This window comes from Serratia sp. X10 (genome assembly GCF_017811775.1).
Taxonomy (GTDB): domain Bacteria; phylum Pseudomonadota; class Gammaproteobacteria; order Enterobacterales; family Enterobacteriaceae; genus Serratia; species Serratia ureilytica.
In genome coordinates this window covers 64,918-85,020 of record NZ_JAEIOH010000003.1, presented here as the reverse complement: position 1 = coordinate 85,020, position 20,103 = coordinate 64,918, and the positions used below count along the sequence as shown (strand labels likewise).

At 50.3% G+C, this 20,103-nt stretch carries 14 protein-coding genes; 12 read left to right on the top strand and 2 right to left on the bottom strand.

Annotation, left to right across the window (positions count from 1 at the left end):
- Nucleotides 1-41: 41 nt before the first annotated feature.
- A complete protein-coding gene (asmA, locus tag J9788_RS10690) occupies nt 42-1,874 on the top strand; it encodes an outer membrane assembly protein AsmA (protein ID WP_182264853.1) in 1,833 nt (610 codons plus the stop codon).
- A gap of 45 nt (nt 1,875-1,919) precedes the next feature.
- Here the strand turns inward: asmA and J9788_RS10685 are convergent, their stop codons facing one another.
- Nucleotides 1,920-3,713 carry a hypothetical protein gene (locus tag J9788_RS10685; RefSeq protein WP_182264852.1) on the bottom strand — a complete coding sequence of 598 codons (1,794 nt, stop codon included), beginning with the start codon at nt 3,711-3,713 and terminating at the stop codon, nt 1,920-1,922.
- 277 nt (nt 3,714-3,990) lie between these two features.
- On the opposite strand from J9788_RS10685, the gene dcuC reads away from it, so the two are divergent.
- Nucleotides 3,991-5,343 (top strand): anaerobic C4-dicarboxylate transporter DcuC, encoded by a 1,353-nt coding sequence (gene dcuC, locus J9788_RS10680; protein WP_182264851.1) that lies wholly within the window; start codon nt 3,991-3,993, stop codon nt 5,341-5,343.
- Between the two features lie 31 nt (nt 5,344-5,374).
- Here the strand turns inward: dcuC and J9788_RS10675 are convergent, their stop codons facing one another.
- Complete coding sequence (locus J9788_RS10675) at nt 5,375-6,958, bottom strand: TerC family protein (protein ID WP_033642457.1); 1,584 nt, start codon at nt 6,956-6,958, stop codon at nt 5,375-5,377.
- Nucleotides 6,959-7,576: 618 nt separating this feature from the next.
- Here J9788_RS10675 and galU (J9788_RS10670) point away from each other — a divergent pair.
- The 10 genes from galU (J9788_RS10670) to J9788_RS10625 all read left to right on the top strand — a co-directional run bounded on the left by galU (J9788_RS10670) (nt 7,577) and on the right by J9788_RS10625 (nt 20,060).
- Nucleotides 7,577-8,473, top strand: coding sequence for a UTP--glucose-1-phosphate uridylyltransferase GalU (gene galU, locus J9788_RS10670; protein ID WP_182265120.1), 897 nt, complete (start codon nt 7,577-7,579; stop codon nt 8,471-8,473).
- A 53-nt stretch (nt 8,474-8,526) separates the two neighbouring features.
- The gene (gene galU / locus J9788_RS10665; RefSeq protein WP_182264850.1) at nt 8,527-9,420 is read left to right on the top strand and encodes a UTP--glucose-1-phosphate uridylyltransferase GalU; all 894 of its coding nucleotides are present in this window, start codon (nt 8,527-8,529) and stop codon (nt 9,418-9,420) included.
- Between the two features lie 436 nt (nt 9,421-9,856).
- Nucleotides 9,857-10,993 (top strand): polysaccharide export protein, encoded by a 1,137-nt coding sequence (locus J9788_RS10660; protein ID WP_182265119.1) that lies wholly within the window; start codon nt 9,857-9,859, stop codon nt 10,991-10,993.
- Between the two features lie 10 nt (nt 10,994-11,003).
- On the top strand, nt 11,004-11,438 hold the full coding sequence (locus J9788_RS10655) for a protein tyrosine phosphatase (protein ID WP_182264849.1): 435 nt from the start codon (nt 11,004-11,006) through the stop codon (nt 11,436-11,438).
- A gap of 12 nt (nt 11,439-11,450) precedes the next feature.
- Nucleotides 11,451-13,628 (top strand): tyrosine-protein kinase Wzc, encoded by a 2,178-nt coding sequence (gene wzc / locus J9788_RS10650; RefSeq protein WP_182264848.1) that lies wholly within the window; start codon nt 11,451-11,453, stop codon nt 13,626-13,628.
- Nucleotides 13,629-13,732: 104 nt separating this feature from the next.
- Nucleotides 13,733-14,869: a glycosyltransferase family 4 protein gene (locus J9788_RS10645; protein ID WP_182264847.1), complete on the top strand. Its 1,137-nt coding sequence runs from the start codon at nt 13,733-13,735 to the stop codon at nt 14,867-14,869.
- A 1-nt stretch (nt 14,870) separates the two neighbouring features.
- Nucleotides 14,871-16,193: a hypothetical protein gene (locus J9788_RS10640; RefSeq protein ID WP_182264846.1), complete on the top strand. Its 1,323-nt coding sequence runs from the start codon at nt 14,871-14,873 to the stop codon at nt 16,191-16,193.
- Between the two features lie 37 nt (nt 16,194-16,230).
- Nucleotides 16,231-17,295, top strand: coding sequence for a glycosyltransferase family 1 protein (locus J9788_RS10635; protein ID WP_182264845.1), 1,065 nt, complete (start codon nt 16,231-16,233; stop codon nt 17,293-17,295).
- Nucleotides 17,296-17,468: 173 nt separating this feature from the next.
- Nucleotides 17,469-18,629: a glycosyltransferase family 4 protein gene (locus J9788_RS10630; protein WP_033650610.1), complete on the top strand. Its 1,161-nt coding sequence runs from the start codon at nt 17,469-17,471 to the stop codon at nt 18,627-18,629.
- 15 nt (nt 18,630-18,644) lie between these two features.
- Nucleotides 18,645-20,060 (top strand): mannose-1-phosphate guanylyltransferase/mannose-6-phosphate isomerase, encoded by a 1,416-nt coding sequence (locus J9788_RS10625; RefSeq protein WP_182264844.1) that lies wholly within the window; start codon nt 18,645-18,647, stop codon nt 20,058-20,060.
- Nucleotides 20,061-20,103 lie beyond the last annotated feature (43 nt).

Here is a 20,103-nt window from a genome sequence, read left to right as displayed (position 1 = left end):
CGCGGGATGCACCGTCGGTGTGGCGCTGACAAGAGGGTGGCATGAGAAGATTACTGACGACATTGGCGATTTTACTGGTGGTCGTGGTGGCGGGGATGTCCGCGCTGGTACTGCTGGTCAATCCGAATGATTTTCGCGGTTACATGATCAAAAAGGTCGAGCAGAAGAGCGGCTATCAGCTGACGCTCGAAGGCGACCTGCGCTGGCATATCTGGCCGCAGCTCAGCATTTTGGCCGGGCGCATGACGCTGACCGCGCCGGGCGCGAAAGCGCCGGTGGTGAGCGCGGAAAATATGCGCCTCGATGTCAAACTGTTGCCTCTGCTGTCGCATCAGCTGTTTGTGAAACAGGTGATGCTGAAAAACGCCATCATTCGCCTTACGCCCGATAGCGAAGAGCATTCGCAGATGGATGCCCCGATCGCGCCGGCCGGCACTGGCACAGACGCGACAGACGTGGCCTGGAAGTTCGATATCGATAATCTGCGGGTTGTGGACAGTCTGCTGATTTGGCAGCGCGCCGACAATGAGCAAATTAATGTCCGGGATATCAATCTCACCCTGCAACAAACGCAGACCCGACAGGCGCAGCTGGAACTTTCCAGCCGGGTCAACCGCGATCAGCGCGACCTGACCTTCAGCATGGCGGCCGATGTCGACTTGCAGCAGTTCCCCCGCCAGATTGGCGCCAAAGTCACCCAGTTCAATTATCAACTGGCGGGTGCGGATATTCCGAACGGCGGTATTCAGGGAGAGGGCAATGCGCAGGTGGTCTATCAGCAGACGCCGGCGCAGATTGCCGTCAGCCAGCTGAGCGTCAGTGCCAATAACAGCCAATTGACCGGCGATATCAGCGCCACGCTGGGGGCGGTGCCCGGCTATGTGGTGAACCTCAATTCGGCTAACCTCGATCTCGATGCGCTCTCCGGCTGGCAATCCAGCACCAATACCGCCGAACAACCCGCCGTGACTTCCGCGCCGGTGATCGCCAGCCAGGTTGACGATCGGCAGCAGAATTTAGAGGCGCTGCGCGATTTCAATGCGCAGTTGAATCTGCAGGCCGCGCAGTTGACCTATCGCGGTATGAACGTCACTCAGTTGGCCGTCGTGGCGGACAACCAACGCGGACTGCTGACGCTGCATAAACTCGCCGGACAATTGGCCGGCGGTGATTTCTCCTTGCCGGGCGCGCTGGACGCGCGCGGCAATAAACCGGTGATCAGCGTGCAGCCGGCGCTGAACCAGGTTGAACTGGGCACGGTGCTCAAAGCCTTCGACATGCCGCAGATGTTGACCGGCAAATTCAGCATGAAAGGGGATTTGACCGGCGATCGCCTCTCTTCACAGTCATTTGAGCGCCGCTGGCGCGGTACGGCGCAGCTGGCGATGCAGGATGCGCAGCTGCATGGCCTGAACATTCAGCAGCTGATCCAGCAGGCTGTGGCGCGCAACGATAACAGCGTGCGCGGGCAAGACAGCTATCAGCGTTATACCGAGGTCAAAAACGTCTCGGCGCAGGCTAGTCTGAATCAAGGCACGATCAAGCTCAGCGGTCTGACGGCGGATTCTCCTTTGCTGGCGCTGACCGGCGTCGGCAGCATCGATATGCCGGGCAAACAGTGCGATATGGCGCTTAACGTGCGCGTCACCGGCGGATGGCAAGGGCGCGGCGAGCTGATCGAGCAACTGCAAAAAACGCCGATCCCGCTGCGGGTCTATGGGCCGTGGCAACAGCTCAACTATCAACTGCAGGTCGATCAGGTGTTGCGTAAAACGCTGCAGGATCGGGCTAAAGATGCGCTGAACAAATGGGCTGAAAAGAACAAGGATTCGCGCGAAGGTCAGGATCTGAAAAAGCTGCTCGACAAACTTTGAATCACATCAAGGGGGCTTTGCCCCCTTGATCTAACATGGCTGGAATTAATCGGCGATTTTTCCGTAACCTTTCCATACGCCGGGCGTACCCGCTGCCACACATCGCCAACCATCCCAGCCCCCTGCGGCAGGAGCGCTGTTGATCACTCTGTCACCTTGACTATAGGTGCCGGAAGTGGGAGCCGCAGTGCCATACATTGTGCGTACATTGCCTGGAATAGCGATGCGGAGCCGTTTGCCTAGTATCTCATTGCCTGCAATGCTGTTCGCGTAATACACGCCGTTTATACAGTTAAATGCCATATTGCCTAACACGGTGCTATTGATGAATGAGTGGGAAAGCTGAGGCGTATCCTTAGGGTCGGAGAACGTGACATCTTGGGTTACCAGGACGCCATCAAAATGCGCGCCTAAAGCGGGGTTCACCGAACCTTCGACGACGAGAGCGTTCATCGAACCGCCAAACCACCTCAAAGAGCCTGCGGTATTCTTTAAGACGACATTTGCGGCAACCACATTGGAAAACTGGTGATTGCCGTTGTACGCGGAGAGATTTATGTTGCCGACCAAGCAATTTGATAATGCCAACGTGCCTCTTTTTCCTTCGGCACGGACAGTAAGATCGCCGCCTAAGCCTCGGCCGCCGGAAATCGTCGTTCTGCCATAGCCGTTAATAAGCACCGCATTTCTAAAACGAGAACCCGCATGTTCAGATATCTGTACATCTGCGTTGGCGATTTCCATGAAATCTCTTTTCCCCCACATCGCTTTGTCTCTTATTTCAGCGTGGGTCTGATTAAACATCAATCCGATGCCGCTGATGATACGAATGTAAGGGCTGCATTTGTTGTTTTCAATTTGACAATTATTAAATCTGATCATGTTGCACGCATCATTTTTTATCGTGCTGGTCAGTAATAACGCAGGGTGAGTGGTCTTCGTATTATCAGAAGGATCGCCACTTGAATAACCGCCGTCTTGAATATTGGTGGCTTCAAAGACGGAGTCTTGCACTTTGTCCAACCAAAGATTACAACCATTGAATGAATATATTTGAAGGTTGTTAGTATATACGTAGCCGACATTTGCCAGTCGAATAGCACTCAGTGTATAGTTCATGCCGTCAAACGACAGGTTTTCGATACGCAGCCCCCAGCTGAATTTCTTCTCTGTATTATATTCTATTAAAATTATATTGGGGTCGTCAGGGTTTTCGCTCGGCCGAATAATGCAATTACGTGTATTACTGCCGCGAAGTACACCCGCCCAATTTCCGGGGATCTTGACCACTCCTGGTTGCAGGTAGGTCATGCCGCTTGGGAAGACAAGTTCGACACGATAGTTGTTGACGATGGACTCCTGTAAAATTTTGGCATTCAGTGCGCCATATTGTGGTGAGCCTATTCGTATTCCCAACCATTCCAGAGGCCAAATGTTGGTAGAGACGGATTCAAGTCTGATCCAACACCAATCTTCATTGACACGAACGACGATGCCGTTTTTCTCTTTAAGATCGGTCGATTTAACCGCATAAAACTCTCCTCCGCCGGAGGATTTTAAGGTGTCTGTCGCATAGAAACTGACGACATCGATTTTTTGATTGGGAAATTGCGGTATTACTTTCCTTAAAGTGTTGATGTCTGGACAGCGACCAATGTATTTCGCGCCGTCATATTCCGCTAGTTTTAAAGACATTGCAGAGAGCGTATTGGTTGACTGCAAGTCTTTTTCTTTCTCAGGGGGAATAATGCTGCGAATATTATCCGTTGCGTACGTTTTTCCGACTAAAATACCCGATGTTCCGGCTATTATTGTTTTTACAAGATTACGCCTATTCATGTAAATGACCTCTTTGATAGCGGTAGGGCCAGAACCCTCAACTATACTAACAGCGAAGTGTGAATGAACAAATTTAAGTTGTTAAATGTGATTTCTTAACCTCGCTTCTTGTTTATTCCTGTAGAGCCTGAAAGGTGGGTTTCGGCCGTGTATCTGCTAGAGGTGCGCCGGAGATTACCAAAAAATAGTTTACTGAATTGATTTGTATCACTTGTCGTGGCTGAGGATTTCACTACTATGCCAGAAAAATTTATCTTCTCTGCTTTTTGAGGTTCATATGGTTGAGCTCCTTATTGGCGCCGCAGTCGCGGCGGGCGTGGGCCGTTACATTATCAAGGGATATTCCGCTACCGGCGTCTTGTTGGTGGGGGGGCTGCTGCTGCTCGGCATCAGCGCCCTGATGGGGAAAACGCTGTTGCCGTCCGGCGCCGCCTCAACCGGCTGGCGCGCGACCGACATGATCGAATACGTCAAGATTTTGCTGATGAGCCGCGGCGGCGATCTCGGCATGATGATCATGATGCTGTGCGGCTTTGCCGCCTACATGACGCATATCGGCGCCAACGACGTGGTCGTCAAGCTGGCTTCGCGTCCGCTGCAGATGATCAATTCGCCTTATCTGCTGATGGTGGCGGCGTATTTTGTCGCTTGCCTGATGTCGCTGGCGGTCTCTTCCGCCACTGGCCTCGGCGTGCTGCTGATGGCGACACTGTTCCCGTTGATGGTGAACGTGGGCATCAGCCGCGGCGCGGCGGCTGCCATTTGCGCTTCGCCGGCGGCGATTATTCTGGCGCCGACGTCCGGCGACGTGGTGCTGGCGGCCAAAGCGGCGGAAATGCCGCTGGTGGACTTCGCGTTCAAGACCACGTTGCCTATCTCGATTGCCGCCATTGTCTGCATGGCTGTGGCGCATTTTTTCTGGCAGCGTTATCTCGACAGAAAGAGCAATGAACAGCATCACATCATGGACGTCAGCGAAATCAAAACCCATGCGCCGGGATTTTACGCGATATTGCCGTTTACACCGATCCTCGGCGTGCTGATTTTCGACGGCAAATGGGGACCGGAGCTGCACATCATTACCGTGCTGGTGGGTTGCATACTGTTGGCGGCATTGATTGAGTTCGTGCGCAGTTTCAGCGCGAAACAGGTATTCAGCGGCCTGGAAGTGGCTTATCGCGGCATGGCGGACGCATTCGCCAGCGTGGTCATGCTGTTGGTGGCCGCCGGGGTCTTCGCGCAAGGGTTGAGCACCGTCGGCTTTATCAGCGGGTTGATCGGGCTGGCGCAGTCGTTCGGCACCGGCGGTTTGATCATGATGTTGGTGCTGGTGGTGATCACCATGCTGGCAGCCATGACCACCGGCTCCGGTAATGCGCCGTTCTATGCGTTTGTCGAACTGATCCCGAAACTGGCGGCGCAAATGGGCGTTAATCCGGCTTATCTGGTGATCCCGATGCTGCAGGCGTCTAACCTCGGCCGCACGCTGTCGCCGGTCTCCGGCGTGGTGGTGGCGGTCTCCGGCATGGCGAAAATCTCACCGTTCGACGTGGTGAAGCGCACTTCGGTGCCGGTGATTGTCGGGCTGGTGGTGGTGATCGTGGCGACGGAGTTGCTGGTTCCCCAGTAAAACCAAGGCCGGGCAATGCCCGGCCTCAATGTTAAACCTCGTAGTCCTCCGGTGGGGGAGGCGGGGTGATCTTCACTTTCAGGATACGGTGGCTGTTGACCTCCAACGGCTCGAACAGGTAGTCACCGATCGTGATTTGTTCGCCTTCTTGCGGCACGCGCTGGCTGTGTTCCATCAGCAGTCCCGCCAGCGTGTGGTATTCGCGCTTTTCTTCCAGCGGCATCGGCAGGTACAACACCAGATCTTCCAGCGGCATATAGCCGTTGGCGGTCCAACTGCCGTCCTCGTTTTGCTGAATGTCGTGGCGTGCGTCCACCTCTTCGCCGGCCTCCGGCAGGTTGCCGGCGATGGTTTCCATCACGTCCGTCAGGGTGACGATGCCTTCGACGGAACCGAACTCATCGACCACAAAGGCAAAGTGCGTCTGTGCCTGGCGGAATTGCTCAAGGGCGCTCAACAGCGTGAGCTGCTCCGGGAAGATCAACGGTTGGCGTATCAGCGCGCGCAGATCCAGCGGCGCCTGCGCCAACTGCTGTTTGAGGACGTCGATAGTGTGGATCACACCCAGCGGTTCGTCGCTGGCGCTGCTTTCTACCACCACGATGCGCGTGTGTTGATTGCGCTCCAGCAATTGCGTCAGCTTCTCCTGCGGATCGTTCAGCTCAAGGTATTCGACGTCGTGACGCGAGGTCATGATGCTGCTGACCGTGCGCTGCGCCATGCCCAACACGCGTTCGATCATGCGCCGCTCTTGCTGATTGAAGATCTCGCCGTTTTCGCTGTCGCTGTCGGCCAGCAGATTGGCGGAATGACTGTCGACCTCGGCTTCTTCATGTTTGCCGCTCAGCATGCGCAGCACCGCCTCGGCGGTACGTTCGCGCAGCGGCCGCACCTTTGACAGGAAGCGGCGGCGGTTGAACTGCGCCAGTTGGTTCAAGGCTTCGATCATCACCGAGAAGCCGATCGCCGCGTAGAGGTAGCCTTTCGGAATGTGATAGCCGAAGCCCTCCGCCACCAGGCTGAAGCCGATCATCAGCAGGAAGCTCAGGCACAGGATGACGATAGTCGGGTGAGCGTTGACGAAGCGCGTCAACGGTTTGCTGGCCAGCAGCATCAGGCCGATGGCGATACAGACCGCGATCATCATCACCGCCAGGTGGTCGACCATGCCGACCGCGGTGATCACCGAGTCGAGTGAGAAGACGGCGTCCAGCACCACGATCTGCGCCACCACCGGCCAGAAACGCGCGCCTTTGCGTGTGCCGTGCTGCTCTTCATCCTTGCCTTCCAGCCGCTCGTTCAGCTCCATGGTGGCTTTGAACAGCAGGAATATCCCACCGACCAGCATGATCAGATCGCGGCCGCTGAAGGGGTGCTCCGCAACGATGAACATCGGCTTGGTCAGCGTCGCCAGCCACGAGATGGAGGCGAGCAACGCCAGACGCATCACCAGCGCCAGCAACAGACCGACGACACGAGCCTTATCTCTTTGTTGTTTTGGTAGTTTATCCGCCAGAATGGCGATGAAGACAAGGTTGTCTATACCCAGAACGATTTCCAGCACGACCAATGTGGCCAGGCCGGCCCAAATTGTTGGATCAGCGATCCATTCCATACGCCCAATTTCACCTGTAAGTTCTACGGCTTATGCCGCACGGGAATGATGGGCGCTGAGGCGGCAAAATTCAACTTTAATCCGGGACATGTCGACAAAAACGGGCGTTGCAAGACTTGGCGCAACAAATATTGCTCGCCGATACTGGGCATGAAAGCGGCGGGCGGTATCAGGCTGTTTTTGCCGGGATACGCCTCGCTCATAAAAAGAACGTCTCTATAAATCTATTTAAATCAAAATATTAAAATCTCTCTCCGCGTCAGGGACTCGTTACGGTATGTGGCATGAGTAGTCTTATTCTGAAAACGGCTGGCTGGGGGGATCTAAGGCTTGTATCACTTGGACATTAGTATAAGAATCCTAGCCATATAAACGTCAGTAACTAACATTGTTTGGTTATAAAGGCTCCAGTTTTTTTATTGTTTTGTGAGCGGTGCGGCAATCCAGATTAAGAGCAAATGCCGCTTTACAAAAAGTGATTTGGCTCACGGGGTGACGTGAGTGAAAACGTCAATAACAGTACTTTGGTAGCTGCAAGCCAAGGGCGGTAGCATGCTTGATGAATGTTCCCTTTTTACTTGCCGTGGGGATGCAGCGCCACGATGAATTGGAATGAAAATGCAGAAAAGACTCAAGGCAGTGATCCCTGTAGCGGGCCTGGGAACCCGAATGTTGCCGGCAACCAAAGCCATCCCTAAAGAAATGTTGCCGGTGGTCGATAAGCCCTTAATTCAGTACATCGTCAGTGAGTGCGTAGCGGCTGGCATCAAAGACATCGTTTTGGTTACCCATTCATCAAAAAATGCGATTGAAAACCACTTCGACACTTCTTTTGAACTGGAAGCGATGCTCGAAGCGCGCGTAAAGCGCCAGTTGCTGGCTGAAGTGCAAAGTATTTGCCCGCCGGATGTGACCGTGATGCAAGTGCGCCAGGGCCAGGCGAAAGGGTTGGGACATGCCGTATTGTGCGCCAAGCCGATGGTAGGCGATTCTCCTTTTGTGGTGCTGCTTCCGGATGTTTTGCTGGATGATGCAACCGCGGATCTGCGCACAGATAATCTGGCCAGAATGCTCCAGCGTTTCGACGAGACGGGATTCAGTCAGATTATGGTTGAACCGGTGCCGGAACAGGATGTGTCTAAATACGGCGTAGTTGACTGCGCGGGCGCGACGCTCGCTGCGGGTGAAAGTGCGCCGATGACGGCCGTGGTAGAGAAGCCGGCTCGCGAGGATGCGCCTTCCAATCTGGCGGTTGTTGGTCGTTATGTGCTTGCCGCCGATATTTGGCCGTTGCTTGAAAAGACCCCACCCGGCGCGGGCGATGAGATCCAACTGACCGATGCGATCGCGATGTTGATGGAGGAACAAACGGTGGAAGCGTTCCATATGAGCGGTAAATCCCATGATTGTGGTGACAAGCTTGGCTACATGAAGGCATTTGTGCAGTATGGATTGCGTCACGGTTCCGAAGGCGAAAACTTCAGCCGCTGGTTGAAGCAGACGTTGAATAAGTAACAGGCTGTCGCCACTGCGGCTGAAAGCGATCACCAGATTGAATGAGGGCTACTATGACGAAGTTGAAAGCGGTTATTCCTGTGGCAGGGCTGGGTATGCGTATGCTTCCGGCGACCAAGGCGATTCCGAAAGAAATGTTGCCGATCGTAGATAAACCGCTGATTCAATACATTGTCAATGAATGTGTTGCTGCCGGGATCAAAGAGATCATCTTGGTGACGCATTCTTCTAAGAACGCCATCGAAAACCATTTTGATACCTCATTCGAATTGGAGGCGATGCTGGAGGCTCGTGTGAAACGGCAACTGTTGGATGAGGTGCAGTCGATAACGCCAAAAGGCGTCACGCTGATGCATATCCGGCAGGGGCAGCCAAAGGGGTTGGGCCACGCGGTGCTCTGTGCCAAACCTTTGGTCGGTGATTCGCCGTTTGTCGTTCTGTTGCCGGATATCTTGCTGGATGACGCAAAAGCCGATTTGAAGAAAGACAATCTGTCACACATGATTGCGCGCTTTGAACAAACCGGTCTGAGCCAGGTGTTGGTTCAGACGGCGGATGAACACGTCCTGCATGACTATTCTGTGGTGCACTGTGAAGCCAGCAGCCTGGCTCCCGGCGAAAGCGCTCGTATCACGTCGATTATCGAAAAACCGGCGCCGGAAACCAAGTTGGAATCCAACTATTCGGCGGTGGGACGTTATGTGTTGTCAGCGGATATTTGGCCTCTTCTGGAGACGACCAAACCGGGGGCCTGGGGCCGTATTCAACTGACCGATGCGATTGCCGAATTGTTGAAACACAAACCGGTAGAGGCAACAGAGTTGGTTGGGGAGTCGTTCAACTGTGGTGAAAAACTGGGGTACTTGCGGGCTTTTGTCACCTACGGTTTGCGTCATCCTACTCAGGGCAAGGCTTTCCGGGAATGGGCTGAACAGCTGGCGTTTTGAACTAGACTGGATGGTTTCCCATCGGCCAGATCACTGTAAGGAAATCAGGAGAGTGGTTGAATTTTGGGGAATTTCACTGTCTCAATTTTTATATTAGTATACATTCAATAGCGGGTTGTTGAGTTGCCTTGGCGAGTGATTTTTGCACGAACTTGCCAGGCTACTCTGCAATATACTGTTATTAATACAAATTAAAGCCCGAATCGGCCCCGGCATCGATTTTCGCCAATGAGAGGCTTCTCAGCTTATTTATCTTGCCAATAATAGCTTTGCTCTTATCAACGGCAGATAAACGTTTTTGAAAATTGCAACAGGGCGCTTATTGAGAGACGGCGCAGCAAGTGTCAGGCATTTTGATAAGGTTACAGCGACGCAGCCACGGTTGGCTAGCATTGTAGCTTTGCAGATACATTTACTTGAAAGTGATGATAATTTGATGGCAAAACGACAATTGAAAGTGATATCGCTATTGATATCAATCAGCGTAATTAGTGGATGCACGGTGTTTCCTGGAACCCATTTATCGACCAGTGGAAAAGAAGTCGTAAAACAAGAAGATGCTGACTTCGACATTGATAAGCTGGTTAATATTTACCCTATGACGCCTAAGCTGCTGGATTCGTTGCGTCCTGCGAAAGTGATCGCCCAGTCCAATGCGCAATTGGATGCGTCGCTGAGCAAATATGAATACCGGATTGGGGTGGGTGACGTTATTAACGTGACGGTCTGGGATCACCCTGAGTTGACAACGCCGGCTGGTCAATACCGCAGCGCCAGTGACACCGGTAACTGGGTGCATGCCGACGGTTCAATTTTCTACCCTTATATCGGCAAGGTGAGCGTGGTAGGCAAAACGGTCACCGAGATCCGCGATCAAATCGCCAGGAGACTGGCGCAATATATAGAAAGCCCACAGGTTGACGTCAATATCGCCGCTTTCCGTTCTCAGAAAGCGTATGTGACGGGGGAAGTCGCCAAGTCGGGGCAACAACCGATTACTAACGTGCCATTGACGGTGATGGATGCCATCAATGCCGCCGGCGGGCTGACCGAAAATGCAGACTGGCGCAATATTATTCTCACGCACAATGGCAAAGAGTCGAATCTGTCTCTGCAAAAGCTGATGCAGAATGGCGATCTGACGCAAAACCGCCTGCTCTATCCTGGCGATATTCTGTATATCCCGCGTAATGACGACCTGAAAGTATTTGTGATGGGGGAAGTCAGAACGCCGGCCACGCTTAAGATGGATCGCAGCGGTATGACGTTGACGGAAGCGTTGGGAGCAAGCCAAGGGATAGCGCAGTCCAGTGCTGATGCGACAGGCATTTTCGTTATTCGACCTCTGCATGGCACTCAGGGCAATAAACTGGCGAACATCTATCAGTTGAATATGTCGGATGCGACAGCCATGGTGATGGGGGCGGAGTTCCACCTTCAGCCTTATGACATTGTCTATGTCACTGCGGCGCCGGTCGCTCGTTGGAATCGTCTGGTTACGCAGTTGGTGCCAACCATTGACGGCTTCAACAACCTGACGGAAGGTACGCTGCGTATTCGTAACTGGCCGTAGAGGATACGCTATGTTTGATTCTGTTTTGGTTGTCTGTGTTGGAAATATCTGCCGTTCTCCGACGGGGGAGCGGCTGTTGAAAAAACATCTGCCACAAAAAAAAATCGCGTCGGCCGGTATCGGCGCACTCGTCGGTAAGCCGGCGGATGAGGCTGCGGTGGCGGTGGCGGAAGAGCATGGTCTTTCTTTGGATAACCATGTTGCACAGCAGTTGACCAAGGAAATGTGTCGTGAATATTCGCTGATACTGGTGATGGAAAAAAGTCACATTGAGGCCGTTTGCCGTTTAGCCCCCGAAGTCAGGGGGAAAACCATGCTGTTCGCTCACTGGCTGGGGCAGGCCGAAGTTCCTGATCCGTATAAGAAGAGTCACGAAGCGTTTGAGTTTGTATATAACCTTCTGGCTGAAGCTGCGCAGAAATGGGCAAAAGCATTAAATCGTTAACCAGAGATGACAATGATTGATAATAGCAAACTGGGTCCGGCTGCGGGCGCAAGTAATGATGAGATTGATTTAGGTCGGTTGCTGGGAACGCTGCTGGATCATCGGTGGCTGATTATAGGGATTACGACATTCTTTGCCGTGATCGGCATCGTCTATTCTCTGTTCGCTACGCCTGTGTACCAGTCGGATGCATTGATTCAAGTTGAACAAAGTTCGGGTAACTCGATCCTCAACAACCTTTCCGAAATGTTGCCTACGGCACAGCCTGGCTCTGCGGCGGAGATTGAGTTGATCAAATCCCGCATGGTGCTCGGCAAAACCGTCGCAGATTTGAATCTGAATACGGTCGTCGAACAAAAATACTTCCCGATTTTTGGGCAGGGTTGGAATCGTTTGATGGGGAACGAACCCGGCAAGATAGCCTTGTCGCGTTTGTCTATTCCTTATTCATGGAATGAGAAAGACCTTGAGCTGGAAGTGATTGATAAAAACAGTTTCGCTCTCAGCGTTGATGGTGATGAATTCCTCAAAGGCAAAACGGGTGAGCTGGTCAATCAAAAAGGCGTGACCATGCTGGTCAGCGAAATTGACGCGGCGCCTGGTACGGTCTTCAAAGTGACCAAGCGCAGCGATCTGATGGCTATTAACGCGTTGCTCGCGGCGTTGACGGTTGAAGATAAAGCCAAGGACACCGGCGTGTTGGCGTTGACCTTGCAAGGGGAAGATCCTGAGCTGGTGGGTAAAACGCTCGACAGCATTTCGAAAAATTATTTGCTGCAGAACGTTGAGCGTAAGTCGGAAGAAGCGGCCAAGAGCCTCGAATTCCTGAAAGAGCAACTGCCGCAGGTGAGAACCTCGCTGGACATCGCTGAAGATAAGCTGAATAAGTTCCGTCAGGACAATGACTCCGTCGATCTGTCGCTCGAAGCCAAGTCTATGCTGGACAGCGTGGTTTCTGTCGAGGCACAACTGAATGAGTTGACCTTCAAAGAAGCTGAGATATCGAAGCTGTACACTAAAGAGCACCCGGCATATCGTGCTTTGATGGAGAAGCGTGGGACCCTGGAAGGGGAACGCGCGAAGCTGAACAAACGTATTAGCGTAATGCCTAAGACGCAGCAGGAAATCTTGCGGCTAACCCGAGATGTTGATGCGGGTAAAGAAATCTACATGCAGCTGCTGAATAAGCAACAAGAGCTTGGGATCACCAAAGCCAGTACCGTGGGTAATGTGCGTATTGTCGATCCGGCGGTGACTCAGCCAAAACCGGTTCAGCCACGTAAGACTTTGATTGTTCTGCTGTGTGTGGTATTGGGCGGGATGTTATCCATCGGCATCGTGGTGCTTAAAACCATGCTGCACCATGGAATCGAGAGCCCTGACGAGTTGGAGCAGCGGGGAATCAACGTCTACGCCAGCATTCCATTGTCTGAATGGCAGCAGAAAAAAGACCGTGAAGTCTTGCTGCGCACTCATCGCAAGTCCAATACGCGCGCCAACTCGTTGCTTGCCGTCGGTAACCCGGCTGACCTTGCCATCGAAGCCGTTCGCAGTCTGCGCACCAGCCTGCATTTTGCGATGATGGAAGCGAAGAATAATGTGTTGATGATTTCCGGCGCCAGTCCAAACATCGGTAAAACGTTTGTCAGTATCAACCTGGCGGCGGTTATCGCTCAGGCAGGGCAGCGTGTGCTGGTTATCGACGCCGATATGCGAAAAGGGTATTCACACACACTGCTGGATGCCAATTGGCAGAATGGTTTATCTGATATTTTGTCAGGCAAAATCGATGCTGCCAGCGCGGTTCGTCCTACGCAAATCAACGGAATGGACTTTATTCCTCGCGGTCAGATTCCACCGAATCCTTCTGAGTTGCTGATGCACAGCCGTTTTGCCGATTTGGTCGAATGGGCGGACAAGCATTATGATCTGGTTCTGATCGATACCCCGCCTATCCTGGCTGTCACCGATGCGGCAATTATTGGCCACCATGTCGGTACGGCGCTGATGATCGCGCGCTTCGGTATGAACACGGTTAAAGAACTCGAGATCAGCGTGCGTAGATTCGATCAAAACGGTATCGAGATCAAAGGTATTATTCTGAACGCCGTTGAACGTCGCGCAAGCAGCTACTATGGCAACTACGGTTACTACCAGTACGAATACAAATCTGGCAGTAAAGACGCGTAAGAAAGCAAATCTCCCTTCAAGAGGTTATAAGTGTCTTTATAACCTCGCTTTATCTAAAGCGCTTCGTCTTACGGCGCCGAAATACCTGATAAAAACCGGCTATTATGAATATATTAATTGTTAATACATTATATGCACCATTCAAGGTTGGCGGCGCGGAAGTGTCTGTGCAACTTTTGGCGGAAGAGCTGGTTTCAAAAGGCGATAGAGTTCGCGTAGTTTGTTTACACGATGAAAAGTTCAGAAAGCAGACGGAAATAAATGGCGTCGAGGTGGTTTATTTACCGCTGAAAAATCTGTACTGGCCTTTCAGTAATGAGCAAAAAGGGAAGTTGTCAAAAGTCGTCTGGCATTTGGTTGACAATTTCAATCCAATGATGGGAAAGTCTTTCTCCAGAGAGTTGGATGATTTTAATCCCGATGTGGTACATACCAATAACATCAGTGGCTTTTCTGTTGCGATTTGGGGCTGTGTCAAAAAAAGGAATATAAAACTCGTCCATACGGCTCGTGACTATTATCTCTTTCACCATAACTGTACGCTGTTTCAACATGGGGAAAATATGGATGTAGGTTCTGCAGCGGTCCAGTTGACATCTATGGTGAAAAAGCGAAAAAGCAAGAATGTCGATAGGTTTGTCGGCATCAGCAAGTACATCTCTGCATTGCATCAAGATAATGGTTTTGCCATTAATGCCCGACATAGTCACATCTACAATCCGATAAAAAAAAGTCATGTTGCCGACCAATCGTCGTCGGTTATCCGGATTGGCTTTATTGGCCGTTTGACCGCAGATAAAGGGTTCAAGGCGTTCTGCGCCAAAGCGTTGGAAATGACGATATCTGGTGAGGTGGAGTTTTACGCTGCCGGGCGTTTTTCCTCCTCGGATGAAGGCCGCGCCTTGCAACTTAGGGCGGAGGAGGCGGGTGTCCATCTGTTGGGGTTTGTGCCGGTAGAATCCTTCCTGGCTCAGATTGATATGGTTTATTTGCCTACACTCTGGAATGAACCGTTTGGGCGAGCAGTAGCGGAAACGGCTGCTGCCGGCAAGCACGTCTTCACTTCTTTCGCCGGTGGCGTTGCTGAAATCGCTGAACATTACCCCAATGTATATCAGCTGAGTGAATTTACGTTGGAAAAACTGCGAATCTTAAAAAATGAGCGCGTCGAGTTTGTTGATGTGAATCCCTTTGACGCCGGGCGGTTGGCTGCGGGTTATCAAGAGGTTTATAAGAGCTGATATGGGATTCTCATCGAAAAAATTCGCAGACTATTTTGTTATCACCTATCTGGTAGTAATTTCAATCAGTGGGGTTATCAATATCGTCGCTCACAATACGACGCGCCTGATACTGCTTTATAAAGATGTCTATTCTTTGGCATTACCGGCATTTTTACTGCTTTATCTGGTGGCAAGTAAGAGTAGAACCGGCCCCGGTTTTAGAAGCTACCTACTGCTTTTTATTGGCATGGTTGTGCTTTCCCTGTCATATGTTCTGATTTCTATTCTTAACAGCAATTTTAAAATTGGTAACGTCGTTACGCAGTTCCGCTTCGAGTTGTTTACCTATTCATCGTTGTTGGTTGCCGCTCTCTTGGTGTGTCTTGAACCTGAACATCGCATGAAGTTGCTGATAAGGTTGATTAAAGTTTACGTCATAGTTACCGTTGTTAATGCTATTTTCGCCATACTGGAAAGCGTGTTTTCAGGTTTGCTTTATGCGCTAACCGGGGTGACTCCTGGATTACAGTTTACGCAAGTGGGAAAAGATAATGGGATAATCTTACGCACCGCAAGCGGATTCTTTAGGGCGATAGGTCTTTTTAGTAGTCCTTTTACATTATCTGAATTTTTATTCTTCGGTCTGATATTAAGCACATTTGTTAGTAAGAAAAATCGCCTGAGATATATGCTCATTGTCTCGGCCGGTATTGTCTGTTCCACATCGAAAACCGCCATGATTATGGCCAGTATCTATTTTGGTTATCTTTTTATTCGCCGCTTCCTATCGTTGAAAGCCAGTTTAGCCAGTGTGGTGCTTGTATGCGTGGCATTGTCATCATTCTTCTACGCAACCATGACGGACATGGGGATCTATAAATCTATCTATTCAAGCGATAATAATTATGCAGAGCAAAGTATTCTGGAAAGGATCTTACTGATTGAAGAAGTGAGAAATAGTGACACCTATTCAATTTTTACCGGAGCAGGTTATGGCGTTAACGGTAATGCCGCGGTCGGTGATGATGCTGCGCTGCCGTTGGACAGTATCTATATCTTCTTGCTTTCCAACTATGGCGGAGTGGGAATTTTCATCTTCTTACTTGCTGCGTCAATTATTTTGCTGAAACTGTATAATAAAGTCCGCTATGGACAGTTCTATACGGGCGTATTCCTGTATTGGATGATTTCGCTATCTATCAACTTAGTTTATAACAACCCGATTACTAATTATCCAGGGTATGTTTTCTCGATTATTATTTCTGCTTTGCTTTTGTCATTTAGACAAGATGAGTTTTCTAAGATGGCTGATGCCCAAAGGCTCCAAGCGCAGACACGATAAGCTTGAATTGTATAGTGGCGTCGTCATAGAGGTATATATGATTGTTGTTAATGCACGATTTCTCACACAAGAGTTAACAGGGGTGCAGCGCTTTGCCGAACAGATTAGCCTGGCGCTACGGGAACTACGCGACGATATCTTTTTTGTTTCACCTGGTGATATAAAGAATACGAAAGCTGCTGAGTTGCTCAATGTAAAGGTGGTTGGACATCGAACCGGGCATCAATGGGAACAACGTGACCTGCCAAAATATCTGAAAGCCAATGGCAATCCATTGTTGATCAATTTAGGGAATACTGCGCCGCTGTGGTATAAGAATAAGGTCGTGACTCATCATGACGTGACTTATAAGAAATTCCCGCAGAGCTATTCTAGAAAGTTTCGGTTGATGTATAACCTGCTGATTCCCATCATGCTAAAAAACAGCCGTGCACTATTGACCGTTAGTGAATTTTCTAAAAAAGAAATTACGACGACTTATGGTTACAATCCGAAAAATACCTTTGTGATCGCCAATGCCGTATCCGATCTTTTTTCTCGCAGAAGTGTCGAGAGTGCCAGCAATACTGATGAGCGTTTTCTGCTGGCGGTTTCGTCGCCTAACTATCATAAGAATTTTCATGGTTTACTGGCCGCTTTTTCTGCCGCATGTCAAAATTCGGATGTTAAACTTAAGATTATCGGTGGAAAGAATAAAAATTTTTCAGGCATGGATTTCTCTGGCAATGATGAGAACGCCATGAAGAATGTTGAATTCTTAGGGCGAGTCACCGATGAAGAGTTGGTGGCGATTTACCAACGCGCTTTAGCGTTTGTTTTTCCTTCGTTCTATGAAGGCTTTGGTATTCCTCCATTGGAAGCCCAGGCTTGCGGATGTCCCGTCGTTTCGTCGAACCAGGCCTCCTTACCCGAAGTATTGGCGGATAGTGCCCTGTATTTTAACCCGTATAAGCATCAGGAAATGGTTGATGCACTGAATAGAATTATCAACGATGAATCGTTGCGCGAACAGCTCAAAGAGAAAGGCTACAACAACATCGGTCATTATTCCTGGCTTGAATCGGCCAGGAAGTTGGAAAATATTATCACTCAGTTGAGATAGCGCTAGAATATTAGGCATTCGGTAATTGTAGAACGTTATTATGAAATTGCGGATGCCTGGCATATCTGAAGAGACGTTGAGAAGATATCATTCAGCGATTCAGAAAAGCCGAATCATTAGTGAAGAGTATTCTTGTATTGGGATTTCAAATTTAAGGTGAGTTGGGGAGAGGTATGTCTGAACAGAAGTCGTTAAATGTCGGGGTCGTAGCCGATTGGTTGGTGACCTACGCAGGGGCTGAGCGCGTAATAAAAGAGTTTATTGACATATATCCCGATTCTACTCTCTATTCCGTGGTCGATTTTTTGTCGGATGCCGCTCGACAACAGATTCACAACAAGCATGCCACAACCACATTCATACAAAATCTACCGAAAGCCAAGACCAGCTACCAAAAGTATTTGCCTCTGATGCCGTTGGCTATTGAGCAGCTTGATGTCTCCTCTCATGATGTCGTGCTATCCAGCAGTCATGCTGTGGCCAAAGGCGTTCTGACTGGACCCGATCAGCTGCATATCAGCTATGTGCATTCGCCCATCCGTTATGCCTGGGATCTGCAGCATCAATACCTGCGCGAAGCTAACTTGATGAAGGGCATGAAAGGGCGGTTGGCTAAATGGTTGCTGCACAAAATTCGCATGTGGGACTATCGTACCGCTAACGGCGTCGACCATTTTATCGCTAATTCACAGTTTATTGCGCGTCGTATTAAGAAAGTGTATGGCCGTGAAGCCGACGTTATTTATCCACCTGTTGATGTGGATCGATTCTTACTTAATGAAAACAAGGATGATTTCTATTTTACGGCGTCGCGAATGGTCCCTTATAAGCGCATGGACTTGATCGTTGAAGCTTTCAGTGCGATGCCTGACAAGAAGCTGATCGTGATAGGCGACGGCTCGGAGATGGCGAAGATCAAAGCCAAAGCGGGCAAAAACGTTGAGATCCTGGGGTACCAGAGCAATGAGGTATTGCAGGATCACATGTCCAGAGCCAAAGCGTTTGTTTTCGCTGCTGAAGAAGACTTCGGCATTACGCCGGTAGAGGCGCAGGCATGCGGAACACCCGTTATCACCTTCGGTAAAGGTGGCGCGTTGGAAACCGTGCGTCCGTTTGGCGTCAGTAATCCTACCGGGCTTTTCTTCTCGGAACAAACGGTCCCTTCGTTGGTCGCTGCCGTAGAGCAATTTGAGAAAATACAGGACCAAATCAGCCCTGTTGACTGTCGTACTCAAGCCTGCAAATTCTCTGCGGAACGTTTTCGCAGTGAGCTGACCGAATACATTAATGCCAAATGGCATGAGTTCAATACCGCGAAAACCATAAAATACTGATCGGTGAGATTTATTATGAGTAATATTTATCCTGTAATTATGGCTGGCGGTACCGGAAGCCGTTTATGGCCTCTCTCAAGAGAATTATTTCCGAAACAGTTTTTAGCGTTGTGCAGTGAATTTTCCATGTTGCAAACCACGGTCAACAGACTTGATGGGTTGGAGATATCAAATCCGCTGGTGATCTGCAATGAAGAGCACCGTTTTATTGTTGCAGAACAGTTGCGACAGATTACTCGTTTATCCCACAACATTATTTTGGAGCCGGTTGGGCGCAATACGGCACCGGCCATTGCACTGGCCGCGTTGCAGGCGACCGCTGGCGGCGAAGATCCCTTATTGCTGGTTTTGGCAGCAGATCATGTTATCCAGAATGAGGAAGCATTCCGTACGGCTGTATTGCAAGCGGTGCCTTATGCTGAAGCAGGAAAACTGGCGACCTTCGGGATTGTGCCGACCGGTCCGGAAACAGGGTATGGTTATATCCATAAAGGTGAAAGTATTGATGGGGCGCATGCCTCTCGGGTGTCCCGCTTTGTTGAAAAACCGAATCTGTCGACGGCTAAAGAGTATCTTGCCAGCGGAGAATACTTATGGAACAGCGGGATGTTCCTGTTTAAAGCCAGCCGTTATCTCGAGGAGTTGAATAAATTTCGTCCGGATATTTTGGCTGCGTGTCGGCAGGCCTTGCTGCATACGGCGCCGGATCTGGATTTTGTCCGTGTCGATCGCGAAGCCTTCATTCTTTGCCCGGATGAGTCCATAGACTATGCGGTGATGGAGCAGACAGCGGATGCCATCGTGGTGCCGTTGGATGCGGGGTGGAGCGATGTCGGTTCCTGGTCGGCGCTTTGGGACATCAGTGCGAAAGATGCAAACGGCAACAGCACCTTTGGTGATGTGTTGCAACATGATTGTTCAAATAACTATATTCGTGCCGAACATAAATTGGTCGCAACGGTAGGTGTAGATAACTTGGTTATCGTTGAAACCAAAGATGCTGTGTTGATCTCGAATAAAGATAAAGTGCAAGACGTTAAAGAGATCGTCAATCATCTGAAACGTGGACAGCGTTCGGAATGCAAGCAGCATCGTGAGGTCTACCGCCCATGGGGCAAGCATGACGCCATTGCGCAAGGCGAGCGTTTTCAGGTACGTAAGATAACGGTTAAACCTGGCGAGAAACTCTCATTGCAGATGCACCATCACCGTTCAGAGCATTGGGTGGTCGTTTCTGGTACCGCCAAAGTTATAAAAGGCGGTGAGACAAAGTTTGTAACTGAAAACGAATCTATTTATATTCCATTAGGTACTGAACACTCATTAGAGAACCCAGGAAAAATTGCATTGGATTTGATTGAAATTCAATCCGGCTCTTATTTGGGTGAAGACGATATTATTCGCATTGATGATAATGGAAAATACAAATAACGGTGATGTGTCTTAAGCGTGACATGTTTTCGTGAATTTTTTT

Excerpts from the sequence above, each read along its gene's own strand:
- J9788_RS10675 (WP_033642457.1), bottom strand. The coding sequence starts at position 6,958 with ATGGAATGGATCGCTGATCCAACAATTTGGGCCGGCCTGGCCACATTG.
- J9788_RS10685 (WP_182264852.1), bottom strand. The coding sequence starts at position 3,713 with ATGAATAGGCGTAATCTTGTAAAAACAATAATAGCCGGAACATCGGGT.
- J9788_RS10655 (WP_182264849.1), top strand. The coding sequence starts at position 11,004 with ATGTTTGATTCTGTTTTGGTTGTCTGTGTTGGAAATATCTGCCGTTCT.
- J9788_RS10660 (WP_182265119.1), top strand. The coding sequence starts at position 9,857 with ATGGCAAAACGACAATTGAAAGTGATATCGCTATTGATATCAATCAGC.
- galU (WP_182265120.1), top strand. The coding sequence starts at position 7,577 with ATGCAGAAAAGACTCAAGGCAGTGATCCCTGTAGCGGGCCTGGGAACC.
- asmA (WP_182264853.1), top strand. The coding sequence starts at position 42 with ATGAGAAGATTACTGACGACATTGGCGATTTTACTGGTGGTCGTGGTG.
- J9788_RS10645 (WP_182264847.1), top strand. The coding sequence starts at position 13,733 with ATGAATATATTAATTGTTAATACATTATATGCACCATTCAAGGTTGGC.
- dcuC (WP_182264851.1), top strand. The coding sequence starts at position 3,991 with ATGGTTGAGCTCCTTATTGGCGCCGCAGTCGCGGCGGGCGTGGGCCGT.
- J9788_RS10625 (WP_182264844.1), top strand. The coding sequence starts at position 18,645 with ATGAGTAATATTTATCCTGTAATTATGGCTGGCGGTACCGGAAGCCGT.
- wzc (WP_182264848.1), top strand. The coding sequence starts at position 11,451 with ATGATTGATAATAGCAAACTGGGTCCGGCTGCGGGCGCAAGTAATGAT.
- J9788_RS10640 (WP_182264846.1), top strand. The coding sequence starts at position 14,871 with ATGGGATTCTCATCGAAAAAATTCGCAGACTATTTTGTTATCACCTAT.
- J9788_RS10630 (WP_033650610.1), top strand. The coding sequence starts at position 17,469 with ATGTCTGAACAGAAGTCGTTAAATGTCGGGGTCGTAGCCGATTGGTTG.
- galU (WP_182264850.1), top strand. The coding sequence starts at position 8,527 with ATGACGAAGTTGAAAGCGGTTATTCCTGTGGCAGGGCTGGGTATGCGT.
- J9788_RS10635 (WP_182264845.1), top strand. The coding sequence starts at position 16,231 with ATGATTGTTGTTAATGCACGATTTCTCACACAAGAGTTAACAGGGGTG.